Origin of the sequence: Halorussus pelagicus (assembly GCF_004087835.1) — an archaeon.
Lineage (GTDB): Archaea > Halobacteriota > Halobacteria > Halobacteriales > Haladaptataceae > Halorussus > Halorussus pelagicus.
This window is the reverse complement of record NZ_CP035119.1, coordinates 606,341-620,368: the sequence shown is the minus strand read 5'-3', so window position 1 is coordinate 620,368 and position 14,028 is coordinate 606,341. Positions and strand designations below refer to the sequence as shown.

At 66.5% G+C, this 14,028-nt stretch carries 16 protein-coding genes; 9 read left to right on the top strand and 7 right to left on the bottom strand.

The annotated features are described in order from the left end of the window. Positions 1-34: 34 nt before the first annotated feature. Positions 35-598: an NUDIX hydrolase gene (locus EP007_RS03170; RefSeq protein ID WP_128476269.1), complete on the bottom strand. Its 564-nt coding sequence runs from the start codon at positions 596-598 to the stop codon at positions 35-37. A 282-nt stretch (positions 599-880) separates the two neighbouring features. Here EP007_RS03170 and EP007_RS03165 point away from each other — a divergent pair, with 282 nt between their 5' ends. From EP007_RS03165 to EP007_RS03150, 4 genes are all read left to right on the top strand, one after another. Further along, positions 881-2,329 (top strand): alpha/beta hydrolase, encoded by a 1,449-nt coding sequence (locus EP007_RS03165; protein ID WP_128476268.1) that lies wholly within the window; start codon positions 881-883, stop codon positions 2,327-2,329. Between the two features lie 86 nt (positions 2,330-2,415). Next, positions 2,416-2,628, top strand: coding sequence for a DUF1918 domain-containing protein (locus EP007_RS03160; RefSeq protein ID WP_128476267.1), 213 nt, complete (start codon positions 2,416-2,418; stop codon positions 2,626-2,628). 90 nt (positions 2,629-2,718) lie between these two features. Further along, complete coding sequence (locus tag EP007_RS03155; protein ID WP_128476266.1) at positions 2,719-3,342, top strand: archaellin/type IV pilin N-terminal domain-containing protein; 624 nt, start codon at positions 2,719-2,721, stop codon at positions 3,340-3,342. A 45-nt stretch (positions 3,343-3,387) separates the two neighbouring features. Beyond that, positions 3,388-3,813, top strand: a complete 426-nt coding sequence (locus EP007_RS03150; RefSeq protein WP_128476265.1) for an RNA-binding protein — start codon at positions 3,388-3,390, stop codon at positions 3,811-3,813. A 38-nt stretch (positions 3,814-3,851) separates the two neighbouring features. Here EP007_RS03150 and EP007_RS17295 read toward each other — a convergent pair whose 3' ends face one another. Then, positions 3,852-4,007: a hypothetical protein gene (locus tag EP007_RS17295; RefSeq protein ID WP_166035418.1), complete on the bottom strand. Its 156-nt coding sequence runs from the start codon at positions 4,005-4,007 to the stop codon at positions 3,852-3,854. A 98-nt stretch (positions 4,008-4,105) separates the two neighbouring features. Next, entirely contained in the window at positions 4,106-4,693 is a 588-nt protein-coding gene (locus tag EP007_RS03145) for a DUF2391 family protein (protein WP_128476264.1), read from the bottom strand. Between the two features lie 60 nt (positions 4,694-4,753). Here EP007_RS03145 and EP007_RS03140 point away from each other — a divergent pair, with 60 nt between their 5' ends. After that, complete coding sequence (locus EP007_RS03140) at positions 4,754-5,530, top strand: 3-oxoacyl-ACP reductase family protein (RefSeq protein WP_128476263.1); 777 nt, start codon at positions 4,754-4,756, stop codon at positions 5,528-5,530. Between the two features lie 411 nt (positions 5,531-5,941). Here EP007_RS03140 and EP007_RS03135 read toward each other — a convergent pair whose 3' ends face one another. From EP007_RS03135 to EP007_RS03120, 4 genes are all read right to left on the bottom strand, one after another. Next, positions 5,942-6,838 (bottom strand): enoyl-CoA hydratase/isomerase family protein, encoded by an 897-nt coding sequence (locus EP007_RS03135; protein WP_128476262.1) that lies wholly within the window; start codon positions 6,836-6,838, stop codon positions 5,942-5,944. Beyond that, the gene (locus EP007_RS03130) at positions 6,835-7,722 is read right to left on the bottom strand and encodes a 3-hydroxyacyl-CoA dehydrogenase family protein (RefSeq protein WP_128478488.1); all 888 of its coding nucleotides are present in this window, start codon (positions 7,720-7,722) and stop codon (positions 6,835-6,837) included. Before EP007_RS03130 ends, EP007_RS03135 begins: the two co-directional genes overlap by 4 nt. Positions 7,723-7,850: 128 nt before the next feature. Next, positions 7,851-9,341, bottom strand: a complete 1,491-nt coding sequence (locus tag EP007_RS03125; protein ID WP_128476261.1) for a zinc ribbon domain-containing protein — start codon at positions 9,339-9,341, stop codon at positions 7,851-7,853. Then, entirely contained in the window at positions 9,338-10,516 is a 1,179-nt protein-coding gene (locus tag EP007_RS03120; protein ID WP_128476260.1) for a thiolase domain-containing protein, read from the bottom strand. The genes EP007_RS03125 and EP007_RS03120 overlap by 4 nt, the downstream gene beginning before the upstream one ends. A 156-nt stretch (positions 10,517-10,672) precedes the next feature. Between EP007_RS03120 and EP007_RS18095 the strand changes: the two genes are divergently transcribed. The 4 genes from EP007_RS18095 (at position 10,673) to paaK (ending at position 13,949) form a co-directional block, all read left to right on the top strand. Further along, complete coding sequence (locus EP007_RS18095; protein WP_281062931.1) at positions 10,673-10,798, top strand: hypothetical protein; 126 nt, start codon at positions 10,673-10,675, stop codon at positions 10,796-10,798. Positions 10,799-10,800: 2 nt separating this feature from the next. After that, the gene (locus EP007_RS03115) at positions 10,801-11,865 is read left to right on the top strand and encodes a YeiH family protein (protein WP_243700437.1); all 1,065 of its coding nucleotides are present in this window, start codon (positions 10,801-10,803) and stop codon (positions 11,863-11,865) included. Between the two features lie 41 nt (positions 11,866-11,906). Continuing rightward, positions 11,907-12,563, top strand: coding sequence for a hypothetical protein (locus EP007_RS03110; protein WP_128476259.1), 657 nt, complete (start codon positions 11,907-11,909; stop codon positions 12,561-12,563). An 87-nt stretch (positions 12,564-12,650) separates the two neighbouring features. Continuing rightward, positions 12,651-13,949: a phenylacetate--CoA ligase PaaK gene (paaK, locus tag EP007_RS03105; protein WP_128476258.1), complete on the top strand. Its 1,299-nt coding sequence runs from the start codon at positions 12,651-12,653 to the stop codon at positions 13,947-13,949. Positions 13,950-14,028 lie beyond the last annotated feature (79 nt).

Sequence of the window (14,028 nt, the reverse complement as noted above, 5' to 3'; positions counted from 1 at the left end):
CGAGAACGACGCGTGAGACGGCAACTCCCCAAACTCACCCTAACGCGAACTCCCGCCACGCTCGTAGGTCCTCCCGGTCGCGGGTATTTTCGGGCAGGTCGCCGAACCACTCGGCGTCGGTGATTTCGCCGTCGGGGTCGGCAGGGTCGGGCGTCTGGTCGCCATCGGCGCGGGCCTCGAAGAGCGGAAGGACGCCCCACGTCTCGTAGTCGTCGCACCGAATCTCGACCCGGATGTTCATCGCCAGTCCGTCGTAGTGAGCGTTAACGCCCGCCTCTTCGGCGAGCTCGCGCTCCGCGGCGCGGCGAAACGACTCGTCGGGGTCGGGTTCGCCGCCGGGGACGACCCACATGTCCACGCCCGCGTGCCAGACGAGTAGGAGTTCGCCGGAGGGCCGGTAGACGACCGAGTGCGCGCCGTAGGGTGCGCCGAACTCCGCGATTCGCTCGGCGAGGGTGCGAAAGCGCGAGCGCGAGACCCGACGGCTGTGGCTCCGTTTGAGGAACTCCTCGTGGGCGTCGGTCAGGCAGTGGTGGGCCTGCTCGGCGCGCTGGTCGGCCTGCGTGGCGAGATACCACAGGTCGTCAACGGTGGTCATCGGGGCGTCGTGCGGCCGAAATCGACTGACAGCGGGCGGGTCGAACCGCAGGGGAGGGCGAGCGCAGAGTCATATCCCGAGGGTTGTCCGGCCGTCCGAATAAGCCTTCGGTCGGCGAGGGAACGTCGGCGACGATGGAGCAGACGTATTCTCTCCCGAACACTTCATCGCTGGTTTTAAGCCCGAGTGTAAAGAGGGCTTTACTGTAAAGCGTACTTTACAACGCCCGACACTGACGCACCGCACGACCGACGACCGACTCCGCAACAGCAACCACAAACGATGACAAACTTCGACCGACGAACGGTCCTGAGTACAGTCGGCAGCGGCGCAATCGCGCTGCTCGCGGGCTGTCAGGGGACCGACGACGCGCCCGACACGACCGCATCGACCGAACCCTCCACGACGACCACGGCCGGGAGCGGAACCGAGACGACCACGCGCGACGCTCCGGACGCCGATGAGCTGAAACGACGCGCCAGACGGTTCGTCGCGCTTCTGGCGGACGGGGCGTTCGAGGACGCTCACGAGCGATTCGCCCCGGCCGCGGCCGAGCAGATTTCCTCGGACCAACTCGAACGGGTGTGGACCGGAGTAGAATCGCAACTCGGCGAGTTCCGCACGCTTTCGGCGTTGGAAGTCGGCACGCGGGAGGGGTACGACGCGGCGACGGCCATCGCCAACTTCGAGCGCGGCCGTCGAGAGGTCGTCCTCGCGTTCGGGACGGACGCCGTCACCGGATTCTGGATTCGGCGCGTGACCGGGGAGTGGTCCCCGCCCGCGTACGCCGACCAGTCGTCGTTCACCGAGCGCGCGGTGTCGCTCCAAGCGACCGACGCCTGCGCGCTGGAAGGGACGCTGACGGTCCCGGAGGGCGTCGAGCGAGCGCCCGGTGTCGTCATCGTCCACGGACAGGGACCGCAGGACCGCGACGGCACCGTCGGTCCCAACAAGCCCTACAAGGACCTCGCGTGGGGGCTGGCCTCCCGCGGTGTGGCCGTCCTCCGGTACGAAAAGCGGACAGAGGCCTGTGACGTGAATCTCGCGGAGATAACTATGGACGGGGCCGTGACCGACGACGCGCTCGCGGCCGCGGACGCGCTCCGGGAAACCGAGGTCGTCGCGGACGAGGACGTAATCGTCGCGGGCCACAGCATCGGCGGGACGTTCGCACCGCGCATCGCGGCCCGCGACGGGAACCTCGGCGGAATCGCCATGCTCGCACCGCTGGGCCGGTCAGTGGACGATGCCATCCTCGACCAGAACCAGTATCTGGCCGAGCGAGACGGTACCGTCACCGACGCCGAGCGCGAGCAACTGAACCGCTCGCGCACCATCGTCGAGCAGATACGCGCGCTCGACTTTCCCGACGACGAAGTCGTCTATCTCGGCGGCGACGAGTATTGGCGCACGCTCCGGGAGTACGACCAACTGAACGCCGCGAGCGACCTCGAAATCCCGCGACTGCTCCTGTTCGGCGAGCGCGACTTTCAGGTAACCGTCGAGGACGACCTCCCGCTCTGGACGGACGCGCTCGGCGACGACCCGGCGGTCTCGTTCCGGCGCTACGACCGACTCAACCACTTTTTCATGCCCGGCGACGGCAAGCCCGGCATGGACGAATACTTCGAGCGCAACCACGTCGCCGAGCGAGTCGTGGCCGACCTCGCGGCGTTCGCCGCCGACGCGACGGGCGCCGAAGTCGGCGTCGAAACGACCACCAGTAAGTGAGCGTCGCCGCGACCCGGCCGCGCGAGTTCCCTTCCACGTCACGCCGAACCGGGTCGTTTTTACCACCAGCGGGGCTATCAGGACCCATGAGCTTCGACGAAGACGACCGCGTTATTCTGCACGACGAGCACAGCGACTACGACGGCGAAGAGGGTCAGGTCACGCAGGTCATGGACACGATGTTTGGCGACAGCACCTACACCGTCAGCTTCGAGGACGGACAGGAGACCGGCATCCCCGAGGACGCGCTGGAAGCCGCCGCCGACGAAGACGCGGACGACGAAGAAGACGAAGCGTAACGACGCTCCCGCCGATTTTGTTTGTTACTGACAGCTCTTTCGAGCTACTGACATGGGGTATTAACTACCGGTCGTGATTTAGAGAGGGACGTGAAGAAATTACTACGGCAGAAGCTATCGGATAGAGGGCAGGTGGGCATCGGGACGCTCATTGTCTTCATCGCTATGGTACTCGTCGCCGCCATCGCGGCCGGGGTTCTCATCAACACTGCAGGCTTCCTCCAGACCAAATCCGAACAGACCGGACAGGAGTCCAGCGCGCAGGTCTCGAACCGCGTGCAGGTCGTCTCCGCGTACGGAAACGTTGCGAACGACGACCGGGTTGACTTCGTGAACCTGACCGTGATGCGCGGGGCGGGGTCCGACGATATCAATCTCTCGTCGGCGACCCTCGAATGGATCGGTCCCGACACCGCCACGACGCTGGTCGGGAACAACTCCACGATGGAAGGCGGCAACTACGTCATCGACCCGAAGAGCGACGAGTTCGAGATTAGCCCGATTCAGGACTCAAGCAACACCGTGCCGGTGCTGTCCGAACACGAGGACCGCTTCCGGGTCACGATTCCGGCCTACCTCCTCGACGACGACGGACAGGGTCTCGAAGAGGGCGAGGAAGCGAAGGTGAAACTCACCACGCAGTACGGTGCGGTAACGCTCTACCGAGTGACGGTGCCCGAGTCGGTGTCTACGAAAAACGCCGTCACGGTCTAACGCAACGAAACGCCTTTTTCCGTTCGGGGGTTCTACCCCCTGCTAATGGCCGAAGTTCCGTTCCACTACATCGACCTGCGGGCGTTCTGCTACGCGACCGAGGACGACAAGCGCGTCGAGCAGGCCCTGCGGAGCTATCTCCCCGACGAACTCGAAATCCAGCGCGCGAAGAGCGAGGGCCACCACGGCGACCGCATCCTCGTCCTCTCGGCGCGCGTCGAGAACGCCGACGAGATGCGCCACATCCTCTCGAAGGTAGCCGAACTCCCCGACGCCGAGCGCCTGCTGGACGAACTCGACGAGCGCGTGGACGACAACTGCTCGTTGTTCCTCCGCCTCGACAAGCAGTCGGCTTACCGCGGCGAGGCCGAACTCGGCGAGGGCATCACCTTCCGAGCGAAGGTGGAAGCCTACCCCGCGAAGAAGGAGGCCGCCGTCGAGAACGCCCGCGAGGCGCTGGCGTCGCTCTGAGGTCGTCGGGAGTTCCGGAAGGAAGGGTTCCGGCGGCGTCAGTGTGCCGTGAACCCGTCGATCATCTCGTCGCAGTCCGGACAGGAGACGAGTTCCGAACCGGTTGATTTACTGCCGAGCGGTTCGCCGTTCCGCTGCGTCTGGGTCTTCGCGTCCCGATTCAGGTCCGAACCGCAGTGTGGACATTCTATCATACGTCTCACCGAAAATCCTGTGAACAGGTACCAATACCCTCACGATACACATATACTTTGTGTCGGTGTGGTGGATTTCCCGACAGTTCCAAAATTCGTTAGGACCCCGGCAGGATGTCGCCGAGCGCGGCCCCGAGCGCCATCGCGGAGAAGGTCACGCTCGTCTGGCAGAGCGCCAGCCACGGGGTCGCCCAGTTGACGCGCCCCCAGACGGTCATCATCACGGCCGCGGTGACAAACGAGACGACGACGACGCCCACGAGTCGTCGGGGGACGAACCCGAACAGCGGGCGGTGAATCTCGACCTGCTGAATCTCGGCGACGTAGAGCAGGCCGATTACCAGCGCGACGGTACCCGCGAGCGTGACCAGTAGCGAGGCCGGATGCGCGGCGATGAACGTCCCGATTTCGATGGTGCCGCCCTCGACCAGCATCGGAATCCCGAACACCACGCTCCCGACCAGCGCCTCGGCGGCGTCGTGGCGGTCGAACCCCTGAATGACCTGACCGAACGCGCTCGGCGTCGAGACCCGGCGCGCGATGCGAATCGTCTCGCGGACCTGCTCGCGCTCCTCGGGGTCATCGACGGTCTCCTCTAGTTGCTCCAGTTCGTCCAGCAGGTCGTCGAGTTCAGGGTCCTCCAGCGAGTCGAACCGCCGCTCGGAGTCTGCTCTCCGGTCGCTCATGCGTGGCAATTACGGGCGCCAGTCATAAACGCCAAGGTCCCCGCGAGTCGTGGTTGCGATATGCCAGCAGCACTCGTCACCGGATCCTCGCGGGGTATCGGCCGGGCTATCGCCGAGCGGTTCGCGCGCGACGGCTACGACGTGGCGGTCAACTACGTCTCTAGCGCCCAGAAAGCCAGAGCAGTCGCCGAGTCCATCGAGCAAAAGACCGACAGTGAGGCCGTCGCAGTTCGGGCGGACGTGGGCGACCCCGACGACGCCGCGGACCTCGTGGACGCGACGGTCGAGGCCTTCGGTGGTCTCTCGCACGTCGTCAACAACGCGGGCGTGGACCAGCACGTCTACACCGAGGACCTCTCGCCCGAGGACTTCGACAGCGTGATGGATACCAACGTCAACGGCGCGTTCAACGTCACCAAGGCCGCTCTGCCGCACCTCCGGGAGGCGGCCGAGCGCGATGCGGCAGACAACGAGACGACCGACGCCGACCCCGCGCCGACGCCCTCCGTTACCAACGTCTCGTCAATTTTGGCCCACACCGGCGCGCCGGTCGAGTGTCACTACGCCGCCTCGAAGGCCGGGATTCTGGGTCTCACGAAGAGCCACGCCGAAGACTTCGCGCCCGAGGTGCGGGTCAACGCCATCGCGCCGGGCCACGTCGAGACCGACATGACCGCCGACCGGACCGAGGAAGAGAAGGAGACCGAGATGGCCCAGATTCCGGTCGAGCGATTCGGCCAACCGCGGGACATCGCCGACGCCGCGGCGTATCTCCGGGACGCCGGGTTTGTCACGGGCGAGACGCTGAACGTCAACGGCGGCGAACTGATGCGGTAGTGAGGTCGCAAGGCGGATTTCGAGTCACGCGGTTCGCGCTCAGTTTGCGAATCATCTCGGCGCGCGCTGGCGTCTGCGCGAACGGACGTGAGCGCAGGCTCGTCGGACGCGGTTTGTCTGACGGCGCGGCCTCGTGCCGCGCCTTCAGCGCGCGAGGGATGAGTAGCGCAACGAAGTGAGGCTTGCGAGACGCTTCGCGTCTCGCTGATCTGCGGACGCGGTTCGCAGACAACGCAATCGGTTGGGGAGGCGTGAGGTCCGCGGCCGCGGTGCGGGGCGGTTTGCGGTATGATTGGCTCAAGCCTGAAGCTAGCTCTCTTGACCGTCCGACTCTTCCGACGCTCGCGTTTCGAGAGACGAATCGAACTACCTCAAAAATAAACGAGTAACAGTCTCTCTATCGCTATTCGACTACTTCCCTTCCCACTCCGGGTCGCGGTCCTCGAAGAAGGCGTCGATGCCCTCGTTCTTGTCCTCGGAGGCGAACAGGTGCGCGAACAGTTCGGCCTCGTACTCGATGCCCTGCTCCAACTCCATCCGACTCGACGCCTTCACCGCCTTCTTGGCGAACTCCAGCGCGAGCGGACTCTTCTCGGCCATCGATTCCGCGAGGTCGTACACCCGGTCTTCGAACTCCGCATCGCCGTGGACCTCGTCCACGAGACCGATGTCGCTGGCTTCCTCGGCGTCGATGAGTTCGCCCGAGAGAATCAGCTTCATCGCTTGGCCCTCGCCGACGAGTCGGGGGAGTCGCTGGGTTCCCCCGCCGCCGGGCATGATGCCCAGATTTATCTCCGGTTGCCCCAGCTTGGCCCCCTCGTGGGCGATGCGGGTGTCGCAGGCCAGCGCGAGTTCGCACCCGCCACCGAGGGTGTGACCGTTGAGCGCGCCGATGACCGGTTGTTCGAGGTCGTCCACGTACTCGTAGACCCGCGGGCGCTTGCTGGCCTCGCGCTGTTCGAGCGGACCGCGCTCGCGGAGTTCGGTCACGTCCGCGCCCGCGACGAACGCGCCCGACTCGTCGTCGCCGGTCAGGACGACCACGCGCACGTCGCTGGCCTCGATGGCGTCATCGGACGACGTCCGATTGCTCATTGAGCTTTGCTCAATGGCGTCCAGCACGTCCTTCAACTCCGCGCGGAGTTGCGCGTTCAGTGCGTTCCGGGCGTCCGGCCGCGAGAGCGTGACGGTGGCGACGCCTTCGACGCGCTCGCCGACCGACACCGCGACGGTCTCGCACTCCGCGGCGACCGCTTCGGGACTGCCGGGCGAAGGCTCGTCGGCGTCTCCGGCGTTCTCGCCAGTCATTCGTCGTCACCCCAGTCGCCGCTGGTGCCGACGATTTCGCCGTCCTCCCACACGTAGAATCCCTCCCCGGTCTTCTTGCCGAGTTTCCCGGCGCGGACCTTCCGGCGCAGGATTTGTGGCGGTCGGAACCGCTCACCCAACTCCTCGCGGAGGTGTTCGAGGATGTCGAGGCGCACGTCGAGTCCGACCACATCGCCGAGTTCGACCGGTCCCATCGGGTGGTTGTAACCCAACTCCATCGACTGGTCGATGTCGCGGGGGCTGGCGACGCCCTCCTCGACCATCCGCATCGCTTCGACTCCCAAGGCGACCCCGAGGCGCGAGGAGGCGAACCCCGCGGTGTCCTGCACCTCGATGGCGGTCTTGCCCACGTTCTCCACGAACTCGGTGACGAATTCGACCGTCTCGTCGTCGGTCTGCTCGCCGACGACGATTTCGACCAACTGCATGATGTGAACCGGATTGAAAAAGTGCAGGCCGATTCCCCGACCGGGGTCGTCCAGCGCGGAGACGATTTCGGTCACGGGGAGCGAGGACGTGTTCGACGCGATGATGGCGTCGTCGGGCGCGGCCGCCTCCACATCCTCGAAAGTCTGTTTCTTCAGGTCCACGTCCTCCGGGACCGCTTCGACCACGAGGTCAGCGTCCGAAACGGCCTCGGCGAGGTCGGTCGTGCCGGAGATGCGCGAGAGCGTCGCGGCCTTCTCGTCGCCGGACACCTTGTCGCGCTCGACGCCGCCCTGTAGGTTCTCCTCGATGGCGTCGATGCCGTCGTCCACGAAGTCCCGCTCGATGTCCCGAATCGTCACGCTGTGCCCGGCCATCGCCGACACTTGGGCGATGCCGTGGCCCATCGTTCCCGCTCCTAACACGGCGACTTGCAGGTCGTTCATGTCGGATTGGGCGACCGGAGCGCGGTTAAGCGTTTATCTATCGATGCTGTGAAAGATAACTCGCGTTCGTGTAATCGGTTTCTGGCGGGGTCGTGTGGAGGAGTTAAATTCGTCCTCGGTCACTGCGTTCCCTGCGGGCGAATTTTAAACCCGTATCTCGTCACGCCCTCCTGGGTGTAGATACGCCGCATCGTCGTCTCCACGGAATCACCGATGTTCACGTCCTCGGGGTCCGCCGCGACCACCTGCGCCGGAACGCTCGCCTCGCCGCCGTCCGGTCCTCGCAGAGCCACGACGGCCACGCCGAAGTCGCCCGACTGGGCCTGCTGCTCGGCGAACTCCGGGGGCGCGCCGCCCTGCGAAATGACCGTCGCGGCCTCGACGCGCCCCTCGCCGGTCAGTTCCACCTCGTCGTACTCCTCGACGAGGGTCTTGCAGTCGTTGCACGCGCCTTCCGGCGGGAAGTTGAGCGCGCCGCAGTCGGGACACCGGCCCGCGAGGAGTCGGTGGCGCTGGTCGAGCGTGCGTTTCCACGACGGCACGCTGACGTACGCCCCGCCGCCGTCGGGCGGTCCCGAGGTGAGTTCCCCGCGCTTGCGCAGGTACTCGGCGTAGCTCACTTGCTCGTCGTCGCCGAGCGCGAGCGACGAGGGGATTCCCCGATTCTCGACCAGCAGGGCGTCCGCGCCCGCGCCGCTTCCGAACGACGCGGCTAAAACCTGTTTTTCATCCTCTGCAAGTGCCTTTGCGAGTCCGAGCGGAACGCTCGCGGCGGCGGTGTCGCCCAACTCGTGGACCGTCGCGCACTGCTGAATCGCGTCGGTCTCGACGCCGAGCGCGCCCGCCGCGCGGTAGGGGAGTTTGCCGTTCGGGGCCTGTACCGCGGCGGCGTCTACGTCGCCGAGGTCCAACTGCGACACCGCTCCGGCCAGCGTCTCGGTGAACGCTTGGCGCTCGTACCCCGTCGCGCCGAGACCTTCGACGGTCTCCGACCCCGTAGGCCGGAAGCGCGTGCCAGGGTACTCCTCGGCGTACTCGGCGCGCTGGCGGATTTCGGCCGCGCCCGCGCCCGAGAGGACGAACGCCGCCGCGCCCGCTCCGGCAGCGTGGTCCTCGTCACTGTCGGGGTCGCCGCGCGGGCAGTCCGCGGCGACGACGAGTCCGACCGATTCGTCCGAAGCGTCGGAGGCGTTCGAGGCGTCCGGCGAAGACGCTTCGAGGGACGCCTCGCTATCCCACGGTCCGGCCGAGAGCGCGGCGTCAAGCGCCCGCGTCCCGGCACGCGTGCTTCCCGTGAAGACGTGGCGCGTGGCGTCCGACGGAACGCCGAGCATTCCGCCGAGGCGGGCGCTTAGGTCTTCTTCGGCCAGCGGCGGCGTCGTGGACGCGAGCGCGAGGAAGGCCACGTCCGCGCCCGCGCGGTCGGCCGCGTCGAGCGCGTGCTCGGCGGCCTCGTAGGCCATCGTCACCGCGTCCTCGTCGGCGTCGGGCACGGCCTTTTCGTTCACTCCGGCGGCGTGGAACTGGCCCCACGCCTCCTCAAACGCCTCGGCCGAGACGCGGAATCGCGGCGCGTAGGCTCCGACCGCCTCGATACTCGGACGGTTCATTTTGTCACCTCCGCCTCGCGCTCGAAAACATGAACGACCGCGGCCCCGCCACTCCCGCCGACGTTGTGGGTCAGGCCGCGTCTCGCGCCCTCGACCTGCCGATTTCCGGCGTCGCCCGAGAGTTGCTTGAACGCCTCGGCGACCTGACCCGCACCGGTCGCGCCGATGGGGTGGCCCTTCGACTTGAGACCGCCCGAGGTGTTGACCGGCAACTCGCCGCCGAGCGCGGTTTCGCCCGATTCCGCGAGTCGGCCGCCCTCGCCGGGTTCGCAGAAACCCAAGTCCTCGTAGGCCAGAATCTCGGCGATGGAGAAGCAATCGTGGACCTCCGCGAAGTCGATGGCGTCCGGGGAGATTCCGGCCCGGTCGTAGGCGGTCTCCGCGGCGCGCCGGGAGGCCTCGATGCCGGTGTAACTGTCGCGCTGGAACAGGCCCACGGCGTCGCTCGCGGCCCCGACCCCGGCGACCCGGATTGGGTCGTCGGTGTACTCGTCCACGGCGTCCTCGCTGGCAATCAGGGCGACGGCCGCCCCGTCCGTGGTCGGACAGCAGTGATACAGCGTCAGCGGGTCGGCGACGGTCTGGGCGCTCTCGGCGTCATCAAGCGAACACTCGAAGCCCAACTGGGCGTGGGGGTTCTTCGCGCCGTTTCGGTGGTTCTTCACCGCGACGTGCGAGAGTTGCTCGCTCGTAGTCCCGTACTCGGCCATGTGGGCGTCGGCCATCTGGGCGTAGACGCCCGCGAACGTCGTTCCGGAGAGTCGTTCCCACTCGGTCTCGCCCGAGACGCCGAGCCAGTATTTCGTGGCATCGCCCGAGGCGTCGGTCATGATTTCGACGCCGCCAGCGAGAACCACGTCGGCCATGCCCGAGCGCACGGCCTGCACGGCCTGTCTGACCGCGTACCCCGAGGCGGCGCAGGCGTTCTCGACTCGCGTCGTCGGAATGCCGTGGAGACCGACGTGTTCGGTCGCCGCCGGACCGGACAGCCCCAACTGGCGACCGCCGACGCCGAGGGTTCCGACGAACGCCTCGTCCACGTCGTCCGAATCGAGACCCGCGGGCACCGACTCGCGGGCCGCCTCGAACGCACTGGCGAACAGCGACCGATAGCTTTCGTCGGGGAACGACCCGAAGTCTGTCTGGGCCGCGCCGACGAGATAGGCGTCACGCATGCGTGTCACTGTCACCTCTCGAAGGAAATACTTGCCGTTGTCGGCCGGTTCGCGCCTCGGCGTCCTCGCGCGCGACACCGGTATCTCCGGGCCTTCGACCGACTCGTGCCGAACCCGAAAGCCTAACGCAGGTCGGGCCGCCAGTTCGGAACGAGCATGGCACGAGCGCGGGTATCGCGGGAGTTGGGCAACCCGACGAGTCAGCGGCGGTCCGACCCCGGCCGCCCGCGAGCGACGACGGTCGGCCGCCTCGCGGTCCCGGCGGCGCGGGTCGCTCGCTGACGATGGCGTCGCGCTTCGCGCTCTCGAAGATGTCGTCCTCGCTCCGAGAGTTGCTTCCCGGTCTCGCGCTCCTCGCCGCCCTCGCACTCCTCGCTCGCGGTCTGGGTTCAGTCGCCCCGATTCCCGCGCTTCTCGCCGCGGTGTTGGTCGGTGGTCTTCTCGCCAACACCGTCGGCGTCCCGCGTCGCTTCGCGCCCGGCGTCGAAACCTACGCGCGCTGGCTGGAGGTCGGCATCGTCCTCATGGGCGTCCGGGTCTCGCTCGACGCGCTCCTCGACGCCGGGCCGAAACTTCTCGTCGCGGTCGTCGGCGTCGTCGTCTTCACGCTCGCCATCGCGGAGGCGCTCGCGCGAGGGTTCGACCTCCAGCGACGACTCGGGTCGCTGGTCGCGGCGGGCGCGAGCGTCTGTGGCGTCTCGGCGGTCGTCGCCGTCGCGGGGACCATCCGGGCCGACGAAGAACACGTCGCCTACGCGACCAGCACGATTCTGGTCTTCGACGCGCTCACGCTCTTTACCTATCCCGCGCTCGGACAGTTCCTCGCGCTTCCGGACCGCGTGTTCGGCATCTGGGCGGGGCTGACGATGTTCAGCACGGGTCCCGTCACGGCCGCCGGGTTCGCCTACTCGGAGGTCGCTGGCCAGTGGGCCACGGTGGCGAAACTGGCCCGAAACGTCCTTCTGGGCGGTCTCGTCGTGGCGTACTCGGTGGCCTACGCCGACGGCGAGTCGAGTTCGGACGCGAACACGGACGCGGGGTCGCCGTCCGACGGCGACTCCGTGTCCGCCGCCACCTTCCTCCGGAACCTCTGGGCGGGCTTCCCGAAGTTCGTCTTCGGCTTCCTCGGGATGGTCTTGCTGGCCAGCGCGGGCGTCTTCAACGACGCCCAACTCGTCCGCATCGAGCAGGCCTATCAGGCGGCGTTCCTCGTGGCGTTCGCCGGACTCGGCACGAGCGTCGCGCTCGACGACCTGCGCGAGACCGGGGTTCGACCGCTGGCGGTCCTCGCACTCACGCTCGTGGTCGTGAGCGCGGTCACGCTGGTCGTCGTCCAGTTCGTCTTCTGAAACGACAAGGGATTTACCTTCTCAGCAGGGAACTGCGAGGTATGGTCCTCGACGCACGGAAACTGAAAGACGCGCTCCTCCTCGCGCTCGTCGTCGGACTGCTTCTGACCGGCGGCGAACCCGGTGCAGTCAACGCACTCCCCGGATTCTCGGACCACACAGGTCCGACCGAGATGGAAGTCGCAGAATTCGAACGCCTCGATTCGGGGTGTCACAACGTAGTCGGAACGTATAGCAGTGGTTCCTCCAGCGGTGACGGTCCCTACTCACAGACGACCTTCATCGAGACCGGCGACCCCGACGCCGACCTCTCGGCGTGGGTCGAACGGACCTCGCCGCCGGGTGCCGACCTGAGTACCTTCCGGGTCCACGTCGAGTCCCACGGGAGCGATGCGGGTGCGGCGAGTGCGAGGGACGAAGCAGGCGCGGCGAACGCGAGCGGGATGGCGAACGACTCGCTCGCCACGAATAAGTCGTCCTGCGAGATGGGCGTCCAGTACCGCATCAAGGTGACGGCCAGCGGCGGGAGTCCGGAAGGCATCCTACCCGACGCCCACGGCGAACGAGTCCTCTGGCTCCACGACGGCGAGTACGCGGGCTGTTCGGGGAGTCACACGGGTCCCCTTGACGGTAGTTGCTCCCACATCCGACCGCAGGATGGCGGCCCGAACCGGACGTGGGCGAACGCGACGGCGTAATCGAATCCGGGCAGTCACGACGCTGGGGTCGGACGACCTCTTGCCGACCAAACAGTTTAGACCCCGCCTTGCGAATGATTATTGCACATGGTCTACAACGACGTGGAGACCGCTCCCCGCGAGGAGTTGCGCGACTTACAGAGCGAACGACTCGCCGAGACCGTCGAATACGCCTACGAGAACGTCGATTTCTACCGCGAGGCGCTGGAGGAGGCGGGCGTCTCACCCGACGACATCGAGAGCGTCGAAGATATCTCGAAGCTTCCGTTCACGACGAAGGAGGACTTCCGCGACGAGTACCCTGACGGCCTGTTCGCGGTCGGACACGACGATGTGAGTCGGATTCACGCCTCTTCGGGCACGACCGGAAAGCCGAAAATTGTGAGCTACACCGAGGAGGACTTGGGCGTCTGGCGCGAGGTGATGGCCCGGTCGCTGTACGCCGCTGGCGTCCGTCCCGACCACGTCGTCCAGAACGCCTACGGCTACGGGCTGTTCACGGGCGGTCTGGGCTTCCACGACGGCGTCGAGGAGTTGGGAGCCTGCGTCATCCCGACCGGCGGGGGCAACACCGCTCGGCAGTTGGACATGCTTCAGGACATGGAGAGCGACGTGTTGTCGGCGACGCCCTCCTACTGCCTCTACCTCGCCGAGGCGGCCGAGGAGCGCGGCATCGACCCCCGCGACCTCCCGCTCTCGACGGTCATCATCGGCGCGGAACCGTTCACCGACCCGATGCGCGAGGAGATAGAACAAGCCCTCGACGTGACGGCGGTAGACGTGTACGGTCTCTCGGAGATTATCGGGCCGGGGGTCTCCATCGAGTGTGAGGCGGTTCAGAACGGGCTTCACGTCTGGGAGGACCACTTCTTCCCGGAGGTCGTTGACCCCCGAACCGGCGAGCCACTGCCGGAGGGCGAGGAGGGTGAACTCGTCCTGACGAGTCTGACCAAAGAGGCCCTGCCGGTCCTGCGCTATCGTACCGGCGACATGACCTCGCTGACCTACGAAAAGTGTGACTGCGGCCGGACCGTCGCCCGGATGGACAACGTGACCGGGCGGACCGACGACCTGCTCATCGTCCGCGGAGTCAACGTCTACCCGAGCCAAATCGAGGAAGTGATGGTGGACATCGAACACGTCGCGCCCCACTACCGCATCGACCTCTACCGGAAAGGGAATCTCGACACGATGGAACTCACCGTGGAGTACGACGAGAACTACGAGGGAACGCACGACGAACTGGAGCGAGATATTCGCAGGGAACTCGAAGAAACCCTCGAAGTGAAACCCGACGAAATCGAGGTCGTCGGGCCGGGCGTCGTGGACCGAACCGAGGTCGGGAAGGTCAAGCGCGTCTTCGACCACCGCGGTGAGGACGAGTAGAGACAAACGAGTTCCGAACGAAGGCGAACACGAATCGAGTCGGAGCGCGAGACGGCCACTACCTTCGGCGAGGGGGATA